This is a genomic window from Euzebya rosea (assembly GCF_003073135.1).
Classification (GTDB): Bacteria; Actinomycetota; Nitriliruptoria; order Euzebyales; family Euzebyaceae; genus Euzebya; species Euzebya rosea.
On the sequence record NZ_PGDQ01000003.1, the window covers coordinates 291850 to 312995 of the forward strand.

Sequence of the window (21146 nt, forward strand, 5' to 3'; positions counted from 1 at the left end):
CCATGAGCAGCTGGCCGGTGTCGGGCACACGTCGATTCGGATCGACGGCGCTTCCGCCCGAGCTGGAGGTCAGCCTCGTCCCGCTGCTGGAGGACGCACACGCCGACGACCCCTTCGTGCCGCACCAGCCCCGCGAGGGGATCACCCGTGCGGCCGAGCTCGTCCGGTCCGTGGGGCTGGAGGTCGTCACGATCCGCGGCTCCCTGCTGGTCGGCGGGGTCGAGGTCGACCACGTGTGGTTGGCCGTCACCGACCACAGCGGCGAACCGTGGGTGCTGGACACCGCCTTCCCGCTGCATCGCGAGTCGTTCCTCGCCGTCCTCCCGGGCTGGGTCGCCGGCGACGCCTCCACCGATGACCTCGTGGCCGCGGCGGACGGGGCGGCCCTGCTGGACCGAGTGCTCGCGTCGTTCCCGACGGGCACGGGCTACATCGGCGGACCCGTCTGGACCACCGGGCGTCGCTGAGTCGGTGACCTCCGTGACGGGGGTCCGGCCGAGGCTGCACGCCTGTACTAGGTTGTCGCGCGATCACCCGATCGCCGACCCCAGGAGCCCCCGATGGCAGACCGCACGCCCCACCAGAACGTCACCTTCCCCTCCAACGGCCACGAGGCCCACGGGTACCTGACCACGCCCGACAACGGCAGCGGCCCCGGCCTGATCGTGATCCAGGAGTGGTGGGGCCTGACCGACCACATCGCCGACGTCTGCGACCGGTTCGCCCGTCAGGGCTACGTGGCGCTGGCGCCCGACCTGTACGGCGGTTCGATCACCCACGACGCCGACGAGGCCGGTCAGATGATGCAGGACCTGCCCGAGGAGAAGGCGGCCACCGACCTCGCCGGTGCAGTCGACTACCTGCTGTCGCTGGATGCGGTGACGACCGACCGGGTCGGCGTCGTCGGCTTCTGCATGGGCGGCGGGTTCGTCATCCAGCTCGCAGCCCAGCAGGGTGACCGCATCGGTGCCGCCGTCCCGTTCTACGGCGTCCTGCAGTCCGAGCCCGACTTCTCCGCCATCACCGCCCCGGTCCTCGGCCACTACGCGGAGACCGACGACTTCGCGCCGCCCACCAAGGCGCTGGAGATGGGGCAGTCCATCCGTGATGCCGGCGGGTCGGCGGCGATACACGTCTACGGCGGGACCAACCACGCGTTCTTCAACGACGAGAACCGGCTGGGGACCCACGACCCCGACGAGGCGGCCGTCGCCTGGGCCCGGACCCTGTCGTTCCTCAACACCCACCTGGGCGCGGAGGGCTGAACGGACCGTCACGCGACGGTGGGTCGGTCGTTGGAGTGGATGTCCCCCCGATTCCAGGAGCATCCACGATGGACAACGTCACCCCGAAGCTGCGCAGCATCACGGGCGTCGCCCGCGCCCTGATCGCCACCGTCGGGGTCGACGAAGCCGTCACCATCCTGGTCACGCAGTTCGGCTGGGACGTTGCCTTCAGCGCGATGTCCCACGTCGAGGGCCCCGAGGGCTCCCGCGGGATGTGGCTGACCCTCGAGCGCGCCGGCACGTCCTGACGTCACGCCTGCCCTGTCATCGGGCGGACGGGAGGGTGGTCAGCCGCCCAGCCGGTGGGTGACCGCCAGGACGTCACCGCAGCGGGCGGTCCCGTCGGTGGAGAACCAGCACTCGCCGGTGGGGTGGGCCTGCCGCCGGCAGTGGAAGACGGCGGTGGAGGCGGCGCGGAGCGCCTGTACGTACAGCATGGCCGCGCGGTGGGCGTCCATGGTGGTGTTGCGCGGCGTGTCCGGTGCGAGCTCGCTGGCGAGGTGGCAGGCGGCGAACCCGCCGTCGTAGCTGGCCAGGGGACAGGCTGCGGCGCAGCCGTCCGGCCCGCACGAGGTGGCGGCGCAGAACGCGGCGGCGGCGGAACGAACCTGGGCGGCGAGGTGGTGTCCGCGGGAGACGGCGTCAGCGCCGTCCGTGGTGCCGATGGTGAGGCCGCTGATCTCCAGCAGCCACTCGGCGGTGGTGGTGGTCACGTGTTCCACAGTACGCATATCGGCAGGTGGAGCGGTGGACCTGAGGTCGTCCTCGTGGACAACCGGACCTGTACGCTGTTTACTCACGGTGCGTGCACATTACTGAAAGGGAATGCAGTGATCAAGGAGTTCAAGGAGTTCCTCATGAAGGGGAACGTCATCGACCTGGCCGTGGCCGTGGTCATCGGCGCCGCCTTCGCAGCGATCATCACCGCCCTGGTCGAGGGGATCATCAACCCGATCATCGCCGCCATCGTGGGCCAGCCCGACATCACCGAGGTCACGACCAGCATCGGCAGCGCCGAGCTGCTGACCGGGCAGGTCATCGGCGCGATCATCAACTTCGTCCTGGTCGGCCTGGTCCTGTTCCTGCTCGTCAAGGCCGCCAACAAGGCCATGGACGCCCGCAAGAAGGAGCCGGAAGAGGTCGAGGTGGTGGCCGACCCGGAGGAGATCGTCCTGCTCCGCCAGATCCGCGACTCCCTGTCCACCCGGGCCTAGCGCTCGGGCGTTCCCCCCACATCGGGCCCGAGCGGTCCGAGAGACGACCCCGCTGCGGCGGGGTCGTTCGTCGTCCCGGCCCGACGCAGCCGATCCATGATCGCGCGGCCGACGCCGGTGTCGGTGACCGACTCGACCACGACCACGTCGAGGCCGAGGTCGTCGGCCCGGCGCAGCGCGGCGTACAGCTCGCGGGCCATCGCGTCGTCGTCGGCGGGGGCGGCCAGCAACGTGACGTCGGCCGGCAGGCCCAGGGCGTCGCCGGTCACCACTCCCACGCGGACACCGCTGGAGGCCACGTCGGCGGCGACCTCCTGACCGCGGCCCACGGGGGCGATCCGCACCGCTGCCCGTGGCTGGTAGTGGGCATGGCGGGTCCCGGGCGACCGGGAGGGGTCACCTATGGCGCCGCGGTCGCCCAGCATCTCGCGGGTGACCGATCCCTCCCGCAGCACCACGGGGGCGTCGCCGCGGGCGTCGACCACCGTCGACTCGATCCCGATCGCGCACGGCCCGCCGTCGATGATCCAGTCCAGCTCCTCACCGAGGTCCGTGGCGACGTGCGCAGCGGTGGTGGGGGAGGGGCGGCCCGACCGGTTGGCGCTCGGGGCGGCGACCGGGGTGCCGGCGGTGTCGATCAGCAGCCGGGCGACCCGGGAGGCGGGCACCCGCACGGCCACGCTGTCCAGCCCGGCCGCGGTGGCCGTCGGCACGGAGTCGAGCCGGTCGAGGACCAGGGTGAGCGGGCCCGGCCAGAACCGTTCGGCCAGCGACGCTGCCAGGGGCGTGACCACGGCGACCCGCTGCATCCACGAGGCGTCGGCGAGGTGGACGATCAGCGGGTTGTCCGACGGCCGCCCCTTGGCGAGGAAGATCCGCTCGACGGCCGTGGTCGACAGCGCGTCGGCGCCCAGCCCGTAGACCGTTTCGGTGGGAAAGGCCACCAGCCCCCCGCTGCGGAGGGTCGCCGCCGGCGAGGTCAGCAGCGCCCGGAGGTCGCCGTCGGGCAGGTCGTCGGGGATGGAGAGGACGCTGGCGGTCACCGCGTCGCTTGGTCGTCGATGATGCGCGACGGGGCGGGGGGCATCAGCGCGAAGACCAGGTAGCGGACGACCGCCTCGACGTCGAGGTGGCGACCGATGCGTCCTCGCACGGCACGGACCAGCGAGCTCGATCCCTCCGGCAGTCCCTCCGCGCCCGGCACCATGCGTTCGGCCAGGGCGTCGAAGCGCTCCAGGCGGGCCTCCGGTCCACGGTCGGGGTCGGTGACCACGGCGCGCAGGCGGGCAAGCCAGCGACGGCCGCCGTTGAGCTCGAGGTGGTCGGCGAGGTTCCGTGTGGCGGTGTACAGCGGTTGCTGCGGGATGTCGATGGAGCCGAGCCCCAGCTCGAGGCGGGACAGGGCGCTGTCGATGTCCTCCGCGCAGCCGGCCCGGCGCAGGTCGCCGGTGTCGCGCAGTCGGACGAGCTCGACGGTGAGGTGCTGCTGCCGGGCCAGCGACGTCGGGGCGTCGAGGCACGCGCGGATACCGGCGGCCCACAGGTCCAGCCCAGCGCGATCGAGGGCCTTGGCCACGTCGAGCGCGAGCGTGTAGACCTCGCGGCCTTCCTCCAGGCGGGAGGGGGCCGGACGGGTCCTCCGCCAGTTCGCCACGTGGGTCACCTGCCGATCACGCACCTCTTCCCCGCTCGTCCTCCAACGTCAAGAGGCCGACGCTCCCCGGAACGGGGGAGAACGGGGAGCGCCGACCAGAACGGAGTGTACGTGAAACTGCCGCCGAATCAGAAGGCGGCGTCAGCGATCTCCATGACCTCCATGGACGTCGCGGCCATGATCTCGCGACGGGACGTGAGCTGGGGCAGCACGTTGTGGGCGAACCAGCGGGCGGCGGCCACCTTGCCGGTGTAGAACTCGCGGTCCGCGTCGCTGACGTCCTCGCTGTTCAGCTGGGTCAGGGCCACGTCGGCACCGCGCAGCGACAGCCAGCCGACGACGACCTCCGACAGGCTCATCAGGAACGGCGTGGTGGACAGGCCGACCTTGTACAGGTCCTCGCCGAGGAACTGCACGAGGCTGCCGAGCATGCCCTGCACGTCCTCGAGTGCCGTCGCCAGGCGCTGGCGCTCGGCCTGCAGGCCGTCGTCGGGCTTGCCGTCCTTGGCGAAGTTCTGGACCTCCGTCAGCAGGCGGGTCAGGGTCGCGCCCTGGTCCTTGCCGATCTTGCGGAAGAACAGGTCCATGCCCTGGATGCCGGTCGTGCCCTCGTAGAGGGTGTCGATCTTGGCGTCGCGGATGTACTGCTCGAGCGGCACGTCACGGGTGAAGCCGGACCCACCGAAGACCTGCAGCGCGACGGCGAGCAGCTCGTAGGACTTCTCCGAGCCGTAGCCCTTGACCATCGGGAGCAGCAGGTCGTTCATCTGCTCCCAGCCCTCGGCGGCCTCGGTGTCGCCGTTGTGGCGCGCCATGGCGATCTGGTCCTGGACCCAGCCGGTGTACATGACGAGGGCACGCATGCCCTCGACGTGGGCCTTCTGCATCATCAGGTTCCGGCGCACGTCGGGGTGGCGAATGATCTCCACCCGCGGGGCGGTCTTGTCCATGGCCTTCTTCAGGTCCGGCCCCTGGACGCGCTCCTTGGCGTACTCCAGCGCGTTGAGATAGCCCGTGGAGAGGGTGGAGATGGCCTTCGTGCCGACCAGCATGCGGGCGTACTCGATGACGCGGAACATCTGGGCGATGCCGTCGTGCACCTCGCCGACGAGGATGCCGCGGGCCGGGACGTCGGTGTCGGAGAAGTACAGCTCCGCCGTCGCCGAGGCCTTGATGCCCATCTTGTCCTCGATCGCACGGACCCAGACGCCGTTGCGTTCGCCGAGGGAGCCGTCCTCGTTGACCCAGTACTTGGGGACGACGTAGAGGCTGAGGCCCTTGGTGCCGGGGCCGGCGCCCTCGGGACGTGCCAGGACCAGGTGGATGACGTTGTCGGGCCAGTCGAAGTCACCGGAGGTGATGAACCGCTTGTTGCCCGTGATGGTCCACGTGCCGTCGCCGTTGTCGACCGCCTTGGCCCGCCCGGCCCCGACGTCGGAACCGGCCTCGGGCTCGGTGAGCACCATCGTGGCGCCCCACTTGTGCTCGATCATCGGCTCGACGAAGCGGGTGCGCTGCTCGTCGTTGCAGACCGAGTCGAGGATGGTCGCGAAGAACGGCCCGGCGGTGTACAGCATCGCCGAGGCGTTGGCGCCCAGCAGGAGCTCGCTGGCCGACCACGTGATGGACGGCGACGCGCCGTAGCCGCCGAGGTGGGGCGGCACGTACAGCAGGTGCCAGTCGTTGTCGAAGAACGCGTCGAGCGTCTCGTTGATCTCCGGCGGGAGGGTGACCTCGCCCTTCTCGGCGTCCAGCTGCAACGGCGTGCGATCGCCGGCGACGAAGCTGGCGGCGAAGTCCTCGCGGGCCAGCCGGTCGACCTCGCGGAGCACGTCCATGGCCGAGTCGGCATCCATCTGCTCGTAGGGGCCGGTGCCCAGGTGGTCCTGGACCCGGTTGACCTCGAACAGGTTGAAGAACATGTCGCGGAGGTTGCTCTTGTAGTGCGTCATCGACGGACTCCTTGGTTCCGGAGGGCGGAGGAGGCTGACCTGACCGAGGTCAGTTACCGACCGGTATGTTACCGCGTAGTAACAAGCTCGCCAACTCCATGGGCGGGACCTGGGGAACCCCGATCCCGGCGGAGGCGGATCGGGGTCGCGGCGGGGCGGGCCGAGTCGAGCCTGGCCTTCGGCTGCAACGTCTCGTGCACTTCGCCCGACATGGGCGTCGAGCTGCACGAGGGCCGCGTGGACTCGTGCACCTCAGTGCACCCGTGAACCGAGCTGCACAGTTCCGCCGGCGGTTCAGACGTACCGGGGGAGGCGGGTTGGCGTTGCGGCGGGGTCGGCCCGGGTCGAGGCTGGCCTTCGGCTGCCACGTCTCGTGCACTTCGGCCGACATGGGCACCGAGCTGCACGAGGGCCGCTTGGACTCGTGCACCTCAGTGCACCCGTGAACCGAGCTGCACAGTTCCGCCGGGTGGTGCACGCGTCCCCAGACCGCCGGTAGGGCGTCCTGCGGTCCTCCTCCGTCGTGTCCTCAGACGCGCTGTGTGCCTGGTGCAGGCGCCTCCAGACCCCCGGTGGGGCGTCCTGTGGGCCTCCTCCGTCGTGTCCTCAGACGCCCTTGTGCGCGCCCAGCGCGGCGAACGGCGTCGCGAAGAGGATGCGGAGGTCCTCGCGGAGGCTGACGCGGTCGACGTAGTCGAGGTCGACGTCAACATGTTCGTGCATGTCGCCCTCGCCGCGCATGGAGATCTGCCACAGGCCGGTCACGCCGGGCTTCACGGCGTGGCGGCGGTGCATCCACGGTTCGTAGTGGCGGTTGATCACGACCGGCAGCTCCGGGCGGGGGCCGACCAGGCTCATGTCGCCGCGGACGACGTTGATCAGCTGCGGCAGCTCGTCGATGGACAGCTTGCGCAGCGTGCGGCCGACCGCGGTGTGGCGGGGGTCGGCGTCGGTCTTGTGGGTCTGGCGACGCTCGATGCCGTCCCAGCGGCCCTCCGCCAGCGCCTCGAGGTCCTTCTGGCTCGTGGACCTGCGGTCGTGGCCCATGGTGCGCAGCTTCAGCACCGTGAACCGCCGGCCGTTCAGGCCGATGCGCTCCTGTCGGAAGATGACGCCCCTGCCCATCGTCATCCGCACGGCCAGCATGCCGGCCAGGAGGAGGGGCAGGGTCAGCAGGAGCAGAAGACCTCCAGCAAGGCGGTCCAGCGCAGGCTTGACCACCTTCACGTACACACCGTCGGGGCGGTCGGTGCCGTCGACCTGGGCCTGCAACCGCGCGATCGTGGCCTTCTCGTCCTCCGAGACGGTGCGTGGCGCGGCGACGACCGTCACGGCGTCGTAGGCCGGGCGGGCGTGGGCGGTCGGGCGTGCATCGACGTCGACGGCGGTGCCATCGATCACGTCGGCGGACGATCCGCTGGGGCTGTTGTCGGGATGGACGAGCATGGGTACGCAGGAGTCCTTGGGTTCTCACTCAGTGTGCCACTACGTTGCGTGTTTCGACAGTGCAGAGCGGATTCTTGAGTGCCATGTGCAGCGGTTCGCTGATGCAGGCGGGGCGGATGGGGGACGACCCGACCGGACATGCAAGGATCGGGGACGTGACGTTCACCGATTACGACTCCGTGTTCCGCAAGAAGTTGTTCGCCGATCGGGTGGCCCTGGTCACCGGTGGTGGGACGGGCATCGGCAGGGCCATCGCCCACGAGCTGGCAGCCCTCGGCGCCACGGTGGTCATCGCCGCACGCCGGGAGGAGCCGCTGCGGGAGACCGTGGCCGAGATCGAGGCGGCGGGCGGCTCGGCCGACCACGTGATCGCCAACATCCGCGATGCCGACGAGGTCGAGGCCATGGTGGCCACCGTGGTCGAACGGCACGGCCGGCTGGACCTGCTGGTCAACAACGCGGGGGGCCAGTTCCCCTCACCTGCGGAGCAGATCTCGCCCAACGGGTGGCGCACCGTCGTCGACCTCAACCTCAACGGCACGTTCCTCGTGACCCGTGCGGCCTTCAACGCCTGGATGGGGAAGCACGGAGGGGCCATCGTGTCGGTCGTGGCCGACATGTGGAACGGCTTTCCCTACATGTCCCACACGGCGGCGGCGCGAGCGGGCGTGGTGAACATGACCATGAGCCTCGCGGTGGAGTGGGGGGCCAGGGGCGTGCGGATCAACGCGGTCGCGCCCGGCACGATCTACTCCAGCGGCATGTCCACCTACGACGAGGAGTTCCAGCGGACGGCGGCCCAGCAGTCCTCCCGCATACCGGCCGGCCGCGTGGGCACGGAGTCCGAGACCTCGGCCGCGGTGGTGTTCCTCCTCTCCCCGGCCGCATCCTTCATCACCGGCGAGACCCTGCGCGTCGACGGCGGCGGATCGCTCCTCAAGGCGCCCATGGTCCCGGTGGAGGCCCACCGCAACATGCCGACCTACGACGGGTTCCACCTCGCTCGGGAGATCCCCGAGGAGTGGCTGCCCCCGCAGGCCTGACTCGAGGGCGGTCGGCACTGAGCGTGTCGGATTCGGTGCCGCCCATCGCAGGACCCCGACACGCGTCAGAGGCCGGCGCCAACCTCCAGGGCGACCAGCAGCGCCAGCACCGCTGCGTCGGCCAGCAGGATCATCGCCCCGATGATGTCGCCGGTCAGCCCGCCCAGTCGCCGAACGGCGCTGACCCTGACCGCGAACGCCGCAGCCCCTGCTGCCAGCACCACCGGGATGGCCTCGAGGCCGGCGAACGCCGTGGTCGCGGCCACCGCGGTCACCCCGGCAGCGAGGGCGGGGGCGACACGGAGGTGGTCCAGCAGGACCGCGCCCGACCCCTCGCCGCGGGCGGGCACGGCGTTGAGCATCGCGACGGCCGTGGCGCCGCGGCTGAGGCTGCCGGCGACCACCAGCGCCGCCGCTCCCGCCACCGGGCTGAGCGCGGCCAGCAGGTTGACGCGCAGCAGGACGACCAGGACGAGCGCCAGCACCCCGTAGGCCCCGGTCGCGGAGTCCTTCATGATCCGCAGCCGGTCAGCGGGCGTGCGCCCGCCGAACAACCCGTCGGCGGTGTCGGCGAGGCCGTCCTCGTGCAGCGCACCGGTCAGCATCACGGTGGCCACGACGGCCAGGACCGCGGCAGCCCGGGTCGGCAGGGCGAGCGCGGCCATCCACCACACGAAGCCGGACAGCCCGCCCACCAGGGCGCCCACGACCGCGTACCAGGCCACGCTGTCGGCGACGTCGCGATCGTCCTCCAGGGGGTCGCCGACGGGCAGCCGGGTGAGCAGCTGCAGGGCCACGAGGAACAGACGGGGATGCACGGGTATGGCCATCATCGCCGGTCGGTGGGCGATCATGCAGATCGATGCGCGCTGTCCTCGCCCTGTTCACCGCCCTGCCCGTCGAGTGGGACGGCGACGACCTCGACCGGTCGTGGCTGCTGGCCCCCGTGGTCGGGATGCTCATCGGGCTGGTGTGGTTCGTGTTCCACCAGCTGACGGTCGGACTGGTCGGCCCGGTCGTCGCCGGGGCGTTCGTCGTGGCGGTCAGCGCCGCGCTGACGGGCAGCCGCGGGTTCCGTGGGCTCGTGGGCCTGGCCGACGCGATGGGCGGCGCCCCTGCCGTGCCCGGTGCGCCGCCGATGGCGGGGGTCGGGGCGCTGGCGGTGGCGCTGGTCGTCGTGGTCGAGGCCAACCTCATCCAGCGGGTGAACCTGGCCCCGGAGATGATCGTGGTCGTCCCGCTCGTGGCGAGGGGAGTGCAGGCCCTCCTGCTGCGCGCCGGGGACGACATGGTCGGCGTCACCCCACCCAGCCCCCGGGCCAAGCTCGGCCTGGGCCTCGTCCTGCTCGCCCTGCTGGCCCTGCCGATCCCCCTGCACTCGCTCGTCCGTCCGGAGCGGCTGAACGGCCCGCTGGACGCGGTCGGGTACCTGACGCTGGGCGTGGCGGCGCTGGCGGGCGCCTTCGTGGTCGGTGGGATCACCCGCGCGTGGACCATGGCGCGCTTCGGTCCCCTCGACCCGCGCGGATGGCACACGATCGGCCTGTTCGCCGAGGTCGCAGCGCTGGTCGTCGTGGCGGTCCGGATCGACTGATCCCGACCCGTTCCTGCGCCCGGGGGAGGGGTGGGTGGCTGGCCGCTGCTAGGCTGGGGTGCAACGTTGCCGGCCGATTCCGGTCGGCGTTCTCGAAATCAGAAGGAGCACGACTCACCACATGGCCAGGCGACGCAGCGGCCGCCGCCCCTCACAGTCGAGGCGGTACATCGACGAGGAGACCCGCGCAAAGCGCGAGGCTCGCTCGGGCAACACCAAGGAAGACGCGCTCGAGATGGAGGGCGTCATCGAGGAAGCCCTCCCCAACACCATGTTCCGCGTGAAGCTGGACAACGGGCATTCCATCCTCGGACACATCTCCGGGAAGATGCGCAAGCACTACATCCGGATCCTCCCGGGCGACCGGGTCACCGTCGAGGTGTCCCCCTACGACCTGACTCGCGGCCGGATCACCTACCGGTACAAGTAGACCCCTTCGGGCCCGTCCTGCGGCCCTGAACGACGCACGGCTCCCCGATCACTCGGGGAGCCGTTCTGGTTCAGGTGCGACCGGTCCTGCCGGGTCAGTCGACGACGAGGAGGATCTTGCCGACGTGGGTGCTGGACTCCAGCTCCTCGTGGGCGGCGGCGACGTCGGACAGGGTGTGGCGTGAGTGGATGATCGGGCGCAGGGTGCCGTCGGCGAACCCCGGCCACACGTCGGTGACGAGCCGATCGGCCAGCGCCGCCTTGGCGTCCACCGGTCGGGCACGAAGGGTCGACCCCATGACGCTGAGCCGCTTGGACAGCACGAGGCCCAGGTTGATCTCGGCCTTCGCGCCGCCCATCAGCCCGATGGTCACCATCCGGCCGTCGGGCTCGAGAACCGACAGGTTCTGGGCCAGGTAGGGCCCGCCGATGATGTCGAGCACGACGTCGACGCCCCGGCCGTCGCGTGCGTCTCGGATGGCGTCGGCGAAGGAGTCCACGTCCCTGTAGTTGATCGCCAGGTCCGCGCCGAGCTCCCGACAGGCCTCCAACTTGTCCTCGGTGCCCACCGTGACGACCACCTCGGCGCCGGCACGCGTCGACAGCAGGATCCCCGCCGTGCCCACGCCGCTCGAGCCGCCGTGCAGCAGCACCGTCTCGCCGGCCGTCAGGCCCGCCCGCAGGAAGACGTTGTCGTAGGCGGTGGCGTACACCTCGGGCACCGCGGCGGCCGACACCACGTCAAGGCCCGGGGGGAGGGGCATGGCGGTGCGGGCCGGCACCACGGCCATGGAGGCGTAGCCGCCGCCCCCGACGACGGCGCAGACCTCGTCGCCCTCGCGCCAGCCGGTGACGGCCACCCCCATCCCGACGACGCGGCCGGAGAGCTCGAGCCCCAGCGTGTCGGGGGCGCCGGGCGGTGGTGGGTACATGCCGCGACGCTGCAGGATGTCGGCGCGGTTGACCGCCGTGGCGGCCACCTCCACCAGCAGGTCCTCGGGACCGGGTTCGGGATCGGGGAGCTCGACCAGCTCCAGGGCTTCGACGCCTCCGGGTGACGGGGCGATGACGGCGCGCATGTGTGGTGACGGACCTCCGGGTGGGCCATGACTCGGCCCGGCAAGCGGCTGCTAGGATACGGCCCAACTCTACGTACTCGAACGAGCTGCAGCGTGCCTCCGACCGGGGGCAGGTCAGCGGAAGGAGCATGGTGTCAGCACAGGTAGGTGACGTCGTCACCGGCAAGGTAGTGAAGCTTCAGGACTTCGGAGCGTTCGTCGAGATCGACGCCGAAACGACTGGCTTGGTCCACATCTCCGAGGTCCACCGTGACTTCGTCGACAACATCCACGCCTACCTCACGGAGGGCCAGGAGGTCGAGGTGAAGGTCGTCGGCATCAAGGAGGACGGCCGCATCGACCTGTCGATCAAGCGTGCTGAACCCGACTGGAGCGACGAACCGAAGCCACGCCCCACGGCGAAGGTCGACAAGGAGTTCAACCAGCGCCTCCGGAAGTTCATGCACCAGTCCGACATGATCCAGGGCGAGGTGCGCAAGCGGAAGCGCTCCACCTGAGCCTTCTGCGACGAGGGGACTGAACCGTGGTCAGGGTGCTCGTCGTCGACGACGACGCGAACGTGCGGTTCACCGTCCGCGTGGCGCTCGAGGGATCGCCACCGAGCGGACAACCCATGGCGGTCATCGAGGCCGCCAACGGTGTCGAGGCGTTGCAGGCAACGCAGCACGACACCTTCGACCTCGTCCTGCTCGACATCATGATGCCGGGCCTGGACGGGTTCGCGGTGCTGCACGCCCTGCGACAGCACGGCGACGACCCGCCGGTGGTCATGCTGACCGCCCGGGGGCGCGAGGTCGACATCGTCAACGCCTTCAGGGCGGGGGCAGACGGGTACGTCACCAAACCCTTCGACGTCGACGAGCTCGCGAACCTGGTCGCCGACCTGACGGGCCTGGAGGTCAGCGAACGTCGGGCGCTGCGGGTCAAGGAGCTCGAACGTGCCGAGCTGCTGCTGCAGCTCGAGCACGGCTTCGGCGCCGGGCCGCCGGAAACGTCGAACCCCGCCTGAGGACAGGCGGGGTTCGTCAGGTGTGGGGGCGAGGGCGCTAGCCCAGCACGCCCTGGTCGGTGAGGAAGGTCTCGGCGACCTCGGCCGGGTCGGCCAGGTCGACGCGAAGCTGCCGGATCATCTCCGTCACGTTCTCGGTGGTCAGGACCGCCGACACGGCGTTCAGCGCCTCGGTCGCGGCGTCGGTGTTGGCGTCGGTGCGGATGACCGGGACGATGTTCTCGGCCGGCTGCAGGTCCTGGTCGTCGTCGAGCAGCACCCAGTCGTTGGCCGCGATGACCCCGTCGGTGGTGAACAGCAGCGCCACGTCGATCTCGCCCGCGGACAGGGCCTCGATGGTGACCGGACCGCCGGCGTCGAGCGAGCGGAAGTCCCCGAAGGTCACGCCGTAGGTCGACTCGTAGCCCGGGATGCACAGCGGACGCTCCGGGCACTCCGGCGGGCCCCCGAGGGTCAGGTCGCCGGCGACGTCGGCCAGGTCGCTGACGGTGGACAGGCCGTACTCGTCGGCGGTCTCCTGCCGGACGACCAGGCCGTTCTTGTCCTGGGCGTCGGAGGGCTCCAGCACGTCGACGCCCTGCTCGGCGAAGCGCTCGCGCAGCAGCTCGGTGGTGGCCTCGGTGTCGCCGGTGGCCTCGCCAGCACCCTCGTTGAGGAACTCCAGCGCCGTCCCCACGTACTCGGGGTACACGTCGATCTCGCCGGAGGTCAGCGCGGGCAGCACGACCTCGCGTGACCCCAGCTGGTAGCGGCGCTCGACGGTGTACCCGGCGTCCTCCAGGGCCAGGGCGTACATCTCGGCCACGAGCTCCTGCTCGTCGAAGTTGGTGGAGCCCACGGTGATGTCACCGAGCTCCTCGGGGGTGTCGGCACCTTCGTCGGTCGTGCCGTCGGTCGCCTCCTCGGCGTCGTCGGCGGCGTCCTCGGCGCCGTCGTCGTCGGAGGAGCAGGCGCTGGCCACGAGGGCCAGCACCAGCATCAGCAGGAACACCGCCATGCGGCTGCGGGTGAACGAGGTGGTCATCAGGGTCTTCCTTCGGGTCAGTACGGCTAGGGGGAGGGTTCGGGCTGGAGGGTCGGTTCGCTGAGGGCGTCGGCACGCGCCTCACGGGCGGCGTCGCGCAGGCGAAGCCCCTCGGGCACGATGCGGGCCTGCAGGAGCCCGAGCACAGCCTCGGTCCCGATGGAGAGCAGTGCGACCAGCAGGGCGCCGCCGATGGCGAGCGTCCGGGCCGAGGCGGAGAACTGCAGACCGCGGCTCAGCCCCGCGATGATCGGGAAGCCCAGGCCGCCGAAGCCGACCACCGCCGCCAGCGTCACGGTGGCCACGATGTTGACCGCGGCGGTCCGCACGCCGGCCATGAGGACGGGCGAGGCCAGGGGCAGCTCGACGTCCATCAGCACCTGCCGGCCGGTCAGGCCCATGCCGACCGCCGCGTCGACGATCTCGGGGTCGACCTGCCGCACGCCGATGTAGGCGTTGGCGAAGATCGGTGCGATACCGACGAGCGCGAAGACGACGACCAGGAGCGGCAGCGAGAACCCGCCGAGCTGGAAGGCGACCAGCAGCAGCCCGAAGGCCGGGATGGCCCGGAAGGCGTTGGCGGCGTTGATCGACAGGACCGGCGCACGATGGCCATGGGCCAGGTACAACGCCAGCGGGATGGCGATGGCGCAGGCGAGGCCCAGGGCCGCGGCGCTGAGGGCCAGGTGGTCGCCGATCAGCTGCGGGACCCCGTCGACGGACCGGAAGTCCTCTCCACGAAGCCATGCGAGGACCTCGTCGGTCAGGGACTGCTCGGCCGCCTGGGCCAGGACGATCGCCGGGCTCATCGCGACTTCGCCCAGGGGGAGAGGCGGCGTTCGAGGCCGACCAGCGCGAGGTCCAGCACGATCGCCAGGGTCACGCTCAGCAGGAACCCCAGGAGGGTCGGGGTCAGGTTCTGCCGCTGGAAGCCGTCGCTGTACATCATCTGGCCCCACCCGCCCTGGCCGATGACGGCCGTGACGACGACCAGGCCGATGGTGGTCACCGTGGCGATGCGCACGCCCGCGATGATCACGGGGAGCGCAAGCGGCAGCTCGACGGACCGCAGCAACGTCCACTCGCGGTACCCCATCGCCCGGGCGGCCTCGACGACCTCCGTCGGCACGCTGTCGAGGCCAGCGATGGTGTTCCGCACGAGGATCAGCAGCGTGTAGAGCGTCAGCGGGATGAGGGCCGTGGTCGTGGACAGGCCCGTCAGGGGGACCAGGCCGACGAACAACGCCAGGGACGGGATGGTGAACAGGATCCCGGTCACCTGCAGCACCGGGGTCTGCAGCCGGCGTCGGCGCGAGGCCAGCACGGCGAGCGGGAACGCGACGAGGAAGCCGATGGTGACCGCCATGAGGGTCAGCTGGACGTGCTCGATGCCCTGCTCGAGGATCGTGTCGCCGTTGCGGCGGATCCATTCCCAGTCGGGGAATGGCCTGCTCTGGGCGAGGAGGAGGGGCGTCATCGCGTCGAACGCTAGCGGAGCGCTTCGGTGACGAGCTCGCGGGTGACCAGGCCCTCGTAGCTGCCGGAGGGGCCGACGCGGACCGCGACCCCGTTGGGGGAGGCGACCAGGACGTCCAGGGCCGTGCGAAGCGAGTCGCCCGCCATGACCGTCGCCGCGAAGGGTCGTGCGTCGGCGACGGCGACGACGCCGTTGAGGTCGGTGACGTAGCTCCAGCCGGCCACCGACCGATCGTCGTTGACGATGGCGATCCAGTCGGTCCCGGCGTCGGTGGCGATCCGTGCCGCCTCGTCGGTGTCCGTCCCGGGGCTGACGACGGGGCCGCGGTCGGCGGTGACCTCGCTGACGGGGATCAGGGCCAGTCGCCGCAGCTCGCGTTCGGCGCCGAGGAACTCCTCCACGAAGGCGTTGGCGGGACGGGCCAGGATCTCCACCGGGGTGTCGAGCTGCTGGAGGACACCGCCCTCGGCCAGGATGGCGATGCGGTCGCCCATGACGATGGCCTCGTCGATGTCGTGGGTGACGAAGACGATGGTCTTGCGGACCTCTGCCTGCAGGCGCAGGAACTCCTCCTGCAGCTTCCCGCGCACGATCGGGTCGACCGCCCCGAAGGGTTCGTCCATCAGCAGCACCGGCGGGTCGGCGGCGAGCGCCCTGGCCACGCCGACGCGCTGGCGTTGGCCGCCGGACAGCTGATGGGGGTACCGCTGTGCGAGCTCGGCCCGGAGGCCGACGACCTCGACCAGCTCCTCCACCCGCTCGTCGGTCCGGTCCTGCTGCCAGCCGAGCAGCCGCGGGACCGTGCCGATGTTGTCGGCGACGCTCCGGTGGGGGAACAGCCCGATCTGCTGGATGACGTAGCCGATGCCCCGACGGAGCTCTGCCGGGTCGGTCGCCATCACGTCGTGGCCGTCGACGCGGATCACCCCCGAGGTGGGCTCGATCATCCGGTTGATCATCCGCATGGACGTCGTCTTGCCGCAGCCGGATGGTCCGACGAGGACGAGGATCTCGCCCTCCGGGACCTCGAATGAAAGGTCGTCAACGGCCACCGTCCCGTCGGGATAGCGCTTGACGACGTGCTCGAAGGTGATCACGGTCGGGTGAGCCTACCCAGACGCGGTCCTCCCGCACACCCCCTCGGTGAGGGCCGGGATCCACGGGCAGTGCGGCGCTCGTCCGCTCGGTCGCGTTGCGACTTTCGCAACTTCTCATAGACTTAAGTGTCCATGACGACGCGGCCCGCACAGTCCCTCGCCGACCTGCTCGGCGACACCCGTGCGCGCATTCTCGAGATCGTGCAGCGGGGAGGGGCCACGGCCCCCGAGCTCGCGGAACGGCTCGAGATCTCGCCGGCTGCCGTCCGGCGCCACCTGACGGCCATGGAGGCCGACGACCTCGTCGACTCCGCCCCCGTCCACGACGGTGGCATGGGGCGTCCGGCCGACCGCTGGCGACTGACCGCCAGGGGCAAGCGCCTGTTCGCCGACCGGTCCGCGGAGTTCGCCGACCAGCTGCTGGACCACATCGAGGCCACCTACGGACGACCTGCGGTGGCGGAGTTCCTCAAGACCCGCAACGCCGCACAGGCCGACCGGTACGCCGAGGCGCTGACCGACGTCGACGACCCCGTCGAGCGCGCGAAGCTGCTGGCCGAGGCGTTGTCCGACGACGGATTCGCGGCTCGCGTCGAGGACGGCGACAATGGGCGCACCCTCGTCCTGCTGCAGTCCCACTGCGCCATCGAGGGCATCGCCACCGAGCACCCCGAGATCTGCGCCCACGAGGCTGCGCTCTTCACCCGGGTCCTCGGGACGAAGGTGTCCCGCCGGGAGACCATCGCCAAGGGCGCGACCGCCTGCGTCTGCCGCATCGACCTCGACGGGTCCACGCCCGCCGCCCAGACCCGAACAGCCCACCAAGACCCCGACAATGCCGACAGGAGTGCCTGAGCACATGGCAGCACCCACCCAGGACGTCCGCGCCGAGGACCTCGTCGAAGAGGACGGCTCGAAGAGCTACAAGTACGGCTGGTCCGACGAGTCCAAGCCCGTCAACACGATCAAGAAGGGCCTCTCCGAAGAGGTCGTTCGCGAGATCTCCGCGCTCAAGGACGAGCCGCAGTGGATGCTCGACATGCGCCTCAAGGGCCTGAAGCACTTCCGCGAGCGCCCGATGCCCAGCTGGGGTTCGGACCTGTCGGGGATCGACTTCGAGGACATCTACTACTTCGTGCGCTCCACGGAGAAGCAGGCGAACTCGTGGGACGACCTTCCCGACGACATCAAGAACACCTACGACCGCCTGGGCATCCCGGAGGCCGAGAAGCAGCGGCTGATCGCCGGTGTGGCTGCCCAGTACGAGTCCGAGGTCGTCTACCACAAGGTCCGCGAGGACCTCGAGGAGCAGGGCGTGCTGTTCCTCGACACCGACTCGGCGCTGCGCGAGCACGAGGACCTGGTCCGGGAGCACTTCACCAAGGTGATCCCGATCAACGACAACAAGTTCTCCGCGCTGAACACGGCCGTGTGGTCCGGCGGGTCCTTCATCTGGATCCCCGAGGGCGTCAAGGTCGACATCCCGCTGCAGGCCTACTTCCGCATCAACCAGCAGAACATGGGCCAGTTCGAGCGGACGCTGATCATCGCCGAGCCCGGCTCCTACGTGCACTACGTCGAGGGCTGCACCGCGCCGATCTACTCCTCGGACTCCCTGCACTCCGCGGTCGTGGAGATCATCGTCAAGCCGGGCGCCCGCGTCCGCTACACGACGATCCAGAACTGGTCCAACAACGTCTACAACCTGGTGACCAAGCGTGCGGCGGCCTACGAGGACGCCACCATGGAGTGGATCGACGGCAACATCGGTTCCAAGGTCACCATGAAGTACCCGGCCGTGTGGCTGATGGGCCGCGGTGCCCGCGGTGAGGTGCTCTCGGTGGCATGGGCCGGCGACGGCCAGCACCAGGACGCCGGCGCCAAGATGGTCCACCACGCCCCCGACACCTCGTCCTCCATCGTCTCCAAGTCGGTGGCGCAGGGGGAGGGGCGCACCTCCTACCGTGGGCTCGTCGAGATCCACGAGGGTGCCGAGCGCGTGAAGTCCAGCGTCGTCTGCGACGCGCTGCTGCTCGACGAGCACGCCCGCTCCGACACCTACCCGTACATGAACATCGCCGAGGACGACGCCCAGATCGGCCACGAGGCCAGCGTCTCCAAGATCGGTGAGGACCAGCTGTTCTACCTGCAGTCCCGCGGGATCGAGGAGAGCGAGGCCATGGCGATGATCGTCCGTGGCTTCATCGAGCCCATCTCCAAGGAGCTGCCGATGGAGTACTCCGTCGAGCTGAACCGCCTGATCCAGCTGAACATGGAGGGGTCGGTCGGGTAACCCCCGGCCACCCGCCCTCCCCGCGTTCCCCCACGAGCAAGTAGGTCTACCTCACCGTGTCCACAGCCCCCACCCCCAAGGCCCTCACCGAAACCGACGTCCTGGCCATCAGCGCCGGCGCCGACGACCCCACCTGGCTTCGTGACCACCGCCAGGCGGCGTTCAAGGCGTTCAGTGACCTGCAGTGGCCGCAGGTGCGCGACGAGGACTGGCGCTTCACCAACCCGCGTCGCATCCCGCTGGACCGTCCCGTCCTGACCGAGGCCACCGCAGGTGTTGCCCCGCGCGACGCCGGCATCACCGTGTCCTCCGACGAGACCGCCGCCCGTGTTCGCATCGTCGACGGCGGCTTCGCCGGCGTCGAGGCGACCGCCCTGCCCGAGGGCGTCATCGTGGCCGACCTGGCCACCGCCGCCGCCGAGCACCCCGAGCTGGTCCAGCGCCACCTGGGGACGGCCGTGGGCAACGACGAGGTGTACGCGGCCTTCGCCGCGAGCGCCTGGACGACCGGTGCGTTCGTCTACGTGCCCGCCGAGGTCGAGATCGAGGCGCCGCTGGCCATCACCGTGCAGGCGGCCGCCGACGGCACCCACGTCCAGTGGGTCCTGCTCGTCGCCGAACGCCACAGCAAGGCCACGGTCCTGCTGGACCAGTCCGGTGACGCCGAGGCGACCGTGATCAACGTCGTGGAGTCCGTGATCGGTGACGGGGCCACCCTCAACGTGGTCACCGCCCAGGACTGGGGCGACCACGTCAGCCACGTCACCACCCACCGTGGGCGCGTCGGCCGCGACGCCACCTACCAGCAGTCGGAGATCACGCTGGGCGGCAACACCGTCTACGTGCGTCCCGACGTCTGGCTGGACGGCAAGGGCTCCAACGCCGAGATGCTGGGCGTGTACTTCCCGACCGGCAAGGAGAAGTTCGAGCACCGCTCGCTGATCTTCCACGACGCCGACCACTCCACGTCGGACTACGTGCACAAGGGCGCGCTGTCCGACGACGGCCACGCCACCTGGTACGGCAACATCCGGATCGCCCCGGACGCCAAGCAGACCGTCAGCGACGAGACCAACCGCAACCTGATCCTGTCGCCCGGCGCAAAGGCCGACACGCTGCCGTTCCTCGAGATCGAGACCGCCGACGTGGCCGCCTGCGGGCACCACTCCTCGGTCGGCCAGGTCGACGAGGTGCAGCTGTGGTACCTGCAGTCGCGCGGCATCTCCCGCGACGAGGCCGCCCGCATGCTGGTCTTCGCCTTCTTCGCCGAGGTCCTGGAGCGCATCGACGCCCCGGGCGTCGCCGACACGGTGCTCGCCGACATCGAGACGGCCGTCCGGCAGGCCCCGGCCACGCTGATGGACCCCCGCCGCGACGCTGCGGCCCGCCACTGGGCAGCCGAGTCGACCGCTGCGGAGGCGAACGCCTGATGGCCTTCGAGAAGGCGATCGACCTCGACGAGCTGAAGGTCGGCTCGGCCATGCAGGTCGAGCTCGGCGGCGAGCCCATCTGCCTGGTCCGCACCGACACCGACACCGTCAAGGCCGTCCACAACATCTGCAGCCACGCGTTCTACGAGCTGCACGAGGGCTGGGTCGACGACAACCACATCGAATGCGGCCTGCACGGCTCCAGCTTCGACCTCGACTCGGGCAAGCCGGACGCGCTGCCGGCCGTCAAGCCCGTCCCGACCTACGCGGTGCAGGTGCGGGACGGCGAGGTCCTCGTCGACGCCAGCACCCCCACCAATGACGCCACCCCTTCCAGCTTCTAGTTCCCAGGAGACACCCCACATGAGTGCACGTATCGAGATCGAGGGCCTCAAGGTCGAGGTCGAGGGCAAGGAGATCCTCACCGGCCTTGACCTGACCGTCGCCCAGGGCGAGACCCACGCCCTCATGGGCCCCAACGGCTCGGGCAAGTCCACCCTCGCCTACGCCATCGCCGGCCACCCCGCCTACGAGGTCACCGCTGGCGCCATCCGCTTCGACGGCGAGGACGTCACCGAGATGGCCCCCAACGAGCGGGCCGCTGCCGGCCTGTTCCTGGCCATGCAGTACCCCACGGAGATCCCCGGGGTCAGCCTCACCAACTTCATGCGCACGGCCGTCAACGCCGTCAGCGAGGAGGACCTGCCGGTCCGCCAGTTCATGACCCAGCTCCGCGAGCACATGGCGGACCTGAAGATGGACGGCAAGTTCCTCGAGCGCAACGTCAACGAGGGCTTCTCCGGTGGTGAGAAGAAGCGCTTCGAGATCCTGCAGATGGCCATGCTCAAGCCGCGCATCGCCGTCCTCGACGAGACCGACTCCGGCCTGGACGTCGACGCCCTGCGCATCGTGTCCGAGGGCGTCAACAAGCTGCGCGGTCCGGACCTCGGTGTCCTGCTGATCACGCACTACACCCGCATCCTGAACTACATCACGCCGGACCACGTCCACGTGATGGCCGGCGGTCGCATCGTCAAGACCGGCGGTGCGGACCTCGCCGAGATGCTCGAGGCCGAGGGCTACGAGCAGTTCGAGGGCTAGCCGACGCCGGGCGGGTCC

25 protein-coding genes are annotated in these 21146 nt (G+C 70.3%); 14 read left to right on the forward strand and 11 right to left on the reverse strand.

Annotated elements, in window-relative coordinates; genetic code table 11:
- The first annotated feature begins 2 nt into the window (after positions 1-2).
- The 3 genes from CUC05_RS04300 to CUC05_RS04310 all read left to right on the forward strand — a co-directional run bounded on the left by CUC05_RS04300 (position 3) and on the right by CUC05_RS04310 (position 1534).
- A complete protein-coding gene (locus CUC05_RS04300; RefSeq protein ID WP_108664834.1) occupies positions 3-467 on the forward strand; it encodes a hypothetical protein in 465 nt (154 codons plus the stop codon).
- Between the two features lie 93 nt (positions 468-560).
- A complete protein-coding gene (locus CUC05_RS04305; protein ID WP_108664835.1) occupies positions 561-1265 on the forward strand; it encodes a dienelactone hydrolase family protein in 705 nt (234 codons plus the stop codon).
- A gap of 68 nt (positions 1266-1333) precedes the next feature.
- A complete protein-coding gene (locus CUC05_RS04310) occupies positions 1334-1534 on the forward strand; it encodes a hypothetical protein (RefSeq protein WP_108664836.1) in 201 nt (66 codons plus the stop codon).
- A 39-nt stretch (positions 1535-1573) separates the two neighbouring features.
- On the opposite strand, the gene CUC05_RS04315 is transcribed toward CUC05_RS04310, so the two are convergent.
- Positions 1574-1999, reverse strand: a complete 426-nt coding sequence (locus tag CUC05_RS04315; protein ID WP_157965200.1) for a hypothetical protein — start codon at positions 1997-1999, stop codon at positions 1574-1576.
- A gap of 117 nt (positions 2000-2116) precedes the next feature.
- Here CUC05_RS04315 and mscL point away from each other — a divergent pair, with 117 nt between their 5' ends.
- The gene (mscL, locus tag CUC05_RS04320) at positions 2117-2500 is read left to right on the forward strand and encodes a large conductance mechanosensitive channel protein MscL (protein ID WP_108664838.1); all 384 of its coding nucleotides are present in this window, start codon (positions 2117-2119) and stop codon (positions 2498-2500) included.
- Here mscL and CUC05_RS04325 read toward each other — a convergent pair.
- The 4 genes from CUC05_RS04325 to CUC05_RS04340 form a co-directional block, all read right to left on the reverse strand.
- Positions 2497-3486, reverse strand: a complete 990-nt coding sequence (locus CUC05_RS04325; RefSeq protein ID WP_108664999.1) for an L-threonylcarbamoyladenylate synthase — start codon at positions 3484-3486, stop codon at positions 2497-2499. The two genes, mscL and CUC05_RS04325, sit on opposite strands and share 4 nt — an antisense overlap.
- A gap of 53 nt (positions 3487-3539) precedes the next feature.
- A complete protein-coding gene (locus tag CUC05_RS04330) occupies positions 3540-4178 on the reverse strand; it encodes a hypothetical protein (RefSeq protein ID WP_108664839.1) in 639 nt (212 codons plus the stop codon).
- A gap of 104 nt (positions 4179-4282) precedes the next feature.
- On the reverse strand, positions 4283-6106 hold the full coding sequence (locus tag CUC05_RS04335; RefSeq protein WP_108664840.1) for an acyl-CoA dehydrogenase: 1824 nt from the start codon (positions 6104-6106) through the stop codon (positions 4283-4285).
- Positions 6107-6712: 606 nt separating this feature from the next.
- Positions 6713-7552 carry a sugar transferase gene (locus CUC05_RS04340; protein WP_108664841.1) on the reverse strand — a complete coding sequence of 280 codons (840 nt, stop codon included), beginning with the start codon at positions 7550-7552 and terminating at the stop codon, positions 6713-6715.
- A 155-nt stretch (positions 7553-7707) separates the two neighbouring features.
- On the opposite strand from CUC05_RS04340, the gene CUC05_RS04345 reads away from it, so the two are divergent.
- The gene (locus CUC05_RS04345) at positions 7708-8595 is read left to right on the forward strand and encodes an SDR family oxidoreductase (protein WP_205712122.1); all 888 of its coding nucleotides are present in this window, start codon (positions 7708-7710) and stop codon (positions 8593-8595) included.
- A gap of 65 nt (positions 8596-8660) precedes the next feature.
- On the opposite strand, the gene cobS is transcribed toward CUC05_RS04345, so the two are convergent.
- A complete protein-coding gene (gene cobS, locus CUC05_RS04350; RefSeq protein ID WP_205712123.1) occupies positions 8661-9413 on the reverse strand; it encodes an adenosylcobinamide-GDP ribazoletransferase in 753 nt (250 codons plus the stop codon).
- Positions 9414-9457: 44 nt separating this feature from the next.
- On the opposite strand from cobS, the gene CUC05_RS04355 reads away from it, so the two are divergent.
- Both CUC05_RS04355 and infA read left to right on the forward strand, forming a co-directional pair.
- Positions 9458-10189: an adenosylcobinamide-GDP ribazoletransferase gene (locus tag CUC05_RS04355; RefSeq protein ID WP_108664842.1), complete on the forward strand. Its 732-nt coding sequence runs from the start codon at positions 9458-9460 to the stop codon at positions 10187-10189.
- A gap of 169 nt (positions 10190-10358) precedes the next feature.
- Positions 10359-10619 (forward strand): translation initiation factor IF-1, encoded by a 261-nt coding sequence (gene infA / locus CUC05_RS25495; RefSeq protein WP_276308882.1) that lies wholly within the window; start codon positions 10359-10361, stop codon positions 10617-10619.
- 94 nt (positions 10620-10713) lie between these two features.
- Here infA and CUC05_RS04365 read toward each other — a convergent pair whose 3' ends face one another.
- Complete coding sequence (locus tag CUC05_RS04365; RefSeq protein ID WP_108664844.1) at positions 10714-11697, reverse strand: NAD(P)H-quinone oxidoreductase; 984 nt, start codon at positions 11695-11697, stop codon at positions 10714-10716.
- Positions 11698-11828: 131 nt separating this feature from the next.
- Here CUC05_RS04365 and CUC05_RS04370 point away from each other — a divergent pair, with 131 nt between their 5' ends.
- Both CUC05_RS04370 and CUC05_RS04375 read left to right on the forward strand, forming a co-directional pair.
- On the forward strand, positions 11829-12194 hold the full coding sequence (locus CUC05_RS04370) for a S1 RNA-binding domain-containing protein (protein ID WP_157965202.1): 366 nt from the start codon (positions 11829-11831) through the stop codon (positions 12192-12194).
- Positions 12195-12220: 26 nt separating this feature from the next.
- Complete coding sequence (locus CUC05_RS04375) at positions 12221-12706, forward strand: response regulator transcription factor (RefSeq protein WP_108664846.1); 486 nt, start codon at positions 12221-12223, stop codon at positions 12704-12706.
- A 37-nt stretch (positions 12707-12743) separates the two neighbouring features.
- Here the strand turns inward: CUC05_RS04375 and CUC05_RS04380 are convergent, their stop codons facing one another.
- Genes CUC05_RS04380 through CUC05_RS04395 form a run of 4 tightly spaced genes read right to left on the reverse strand, consistent with a single transcriptional unit; the run spans position 12744 to position 16304 of the window.
- Positions 12744-13730: an ABC transporter substrate-binding protein gene (locus tag CUC05_RS04380; RefSeq protein ID WP_108664847.1), complete on the reverse strand. Its 987-nt coding sequence runs from the start codon at positions 13728-13730 to the stop codon at positions 12744-12746.
- Between the two features lie 26 nt (positions 13731-13756).
- Positions 13757-14539 carry an ABC transporter permease gene (locus CUC05_RS04385; protein ID WP_108664848.1) on the reverse strand — a complete coding sequence of 261 codons (783 nt, stop codon included), beginning with the start codon at positions 14537-14539 and terminating at the stop codon, positions 13757-13759.
- Entirely contained in the window at positions 14536-15207 is a 672-nt protein-coding gene (locus tag CUC05_RS04390; protein ID WP_108664849.1) for an ABC transporter permease, read from the reverse strand. Before CUC05_RS04390 ends, CUC05_RS04385 begins: the two co-directional genes overlap by 4 nt.
- A gap of 11 nt (positions 15208-15218) precedes the next feature.
- Positions 15219-16304, reverse strand: a complete 1086-nt coding sequence (locus CUC05_RS04395) for an ABC transporter ATP-binding protein (protein WP_108664850.1) — start codon at positions 16302-16304, stop codon at positions 15219-15221.
- A 132-nt stretch (positions 16305-16436) separates the two neighbouring features.
- Between CUC05_RS04395 and CUC05_RS04400 the strand changes: the two genes are divergently transcribed.
- From CUC05_RS04400 to sufC, 5 genes are read left to right on the forward strand one after another with little or no spacing between them, the layout of a single operon-like run.
- The gene (locus tag CUC05_RS04400) at positions 16437-17159 is read left to right on the forward strand and encodes a helix-turn-helix transcriptional regulator (RefSeq protein ID WP_108664851.1); all 723 of its coding nucleotides are present in this window, start codon (positions 16437-16439) and stop codon (positions 17157-17159) included.
- A 4-nt stretch (positions 17160-17163) separates the two neighbouring features.
- On the forward strand, positions 17164-18597 hold the full coding sequence (gene sufB, locus CUC05_RS04405; protein ID WP_108664852.1) for a Fe-S cluster assembly protein SufB: 1434 nt from the start codon (positions 17164-17166) through the stop codon (positions 18595-18597).
- Positions 18598-18653: 56 nt separating this feature from the next.
- On the forward strand, positions 18654-20027 hold the full coding sequence (sufD, locus tag CUC05_RS04410; RefSeq protein WP_108664853.1) for a Fe-S cluster assembly protein SufD: 1374 nt from the start codon (positions 18654-18656) through the stop codon (positions 20025-20027).
- Positions 20027-20371 (forward strand): Rieske (2Fe-2S) protein, encoded by a 345-nt coding sequence (locus tag CUC05_RS04415; protein ID WP_108664854.1) that lies wholly within the window; start codon positions 20027-20029, stop codon positions 20369-20371. The genes sufD and CUC05_RS04415 overlap by 1 nt, the downstream gene beginning before the upstream one ends.
- Positions 20372-20390: 19 nt before the next feature.
- Positions 20391-21128, forward strand: a complete 738-nt coding sequence (sufC, locus tag CUC05_RS04420; protein ID WP_108664855.1) for a Fe-S cluster assembly ATPase SufC — start codon at positions 20391-20393, stop codon at positions 21126-21128.
- The last annotated feature ends 18 nt before the right edge of the window (positions 21129-21146 follow it).

Coding starts and splice junctions, on each gene's coding strand:
- CUC05_RS04300 (WP_108664834.1), top strand. CDS start 3: ATGAGCAGCTGGCCGGTGTCGGGCACACGTCGATTCGGATCGACGGCG.
- CUC05_RS04305 (WP_108664835.1), top strand. CDS start 561: ATGGCAGACCGCACGCCCCACCAGAACGTCACCTTCCCCTCCAACGGC.
- CUC05_RS04310 (WP_108664836.1), top strand. CDS start 1,334: ATGGACAACGTCACCCCGAAGCTGCGCAGCATCACGGGCGTCGCCCGC.
- CUC05_RS04335 (WP_108664840.1), bottom strand. CDS start 6,106: ATGACGCACTACAAGAGCAACCTCCGCGACATGTTCTTCAACCTGTTC.
- CUC05_RS04340 (WP_108664841.1), bottom strand. CDS start 7,552: ATGCTCGTCCATCCCGACAACAGCCCCAGCGGATCGTCCGCCGACGTG.
- CUC05_RS04355 (WP_108664842.1), top strand. CDS start 9,458: ATGCGCGCTGTCCTCGCCCTGTTCACCGCCCTGCCCGTCGAGTGGGAC.
- CUC05_RS04365 (WP_108664844.1), bottom strand. CDS start 11,697: ATGCGCGCCGTCATCGCCCCGTCACCCGGAGGCGTCGAAGCCCTGGAG.
- CUC05_RS04380 (WP_108664847.1), bottom strand. CDS start 13,730: ATGACCACCTCGTTCACCCGCAGCCGCATGGCGGTGTTCCTGCTGATG.
- CUC05_RS04385 (WP_108664848.1), bottom strand. CDS start 14,539: ATGAGCCCGGCGATCGTCCTGGCCCAGGCGGCCGAGCAGTCCCTGACC.
- CUC05_RS04390 (WP_108664849.1), bottom strand. CDS start 15,207: ATGACGCCCCTCCTCCTCGCCCAGAGCAGGCCATTCCCCGACTGGGAA.
- CUC05_RS04400 (WP_108664851.1), top strand. CDS start 16,437: ATGACGACGCGGCCCGCACAGTCCCTCGCCGACCTGCTCGGCGACACC.
- sufB (WP_108664852.1), top strand. CDS start 17,164: ATGGCAGCACCCACCCAGGACGTCCGCGCCGAGGACCTCGTCGAAGAG.
- CUC05_RS04415 (WP_108664854.1), top strand. CDS start 20,027: ATGGCCTTCGAGAAGGCGATCGACCTCGACGAGCTGAAGGTCGGCTCG.
- sufC (WP_108664855.1), top strand. CDS start 20,391: ATGAGTGCACGTATCGAGATCGAGGGCCTCAAGGTCGAGGTCGAGGGC.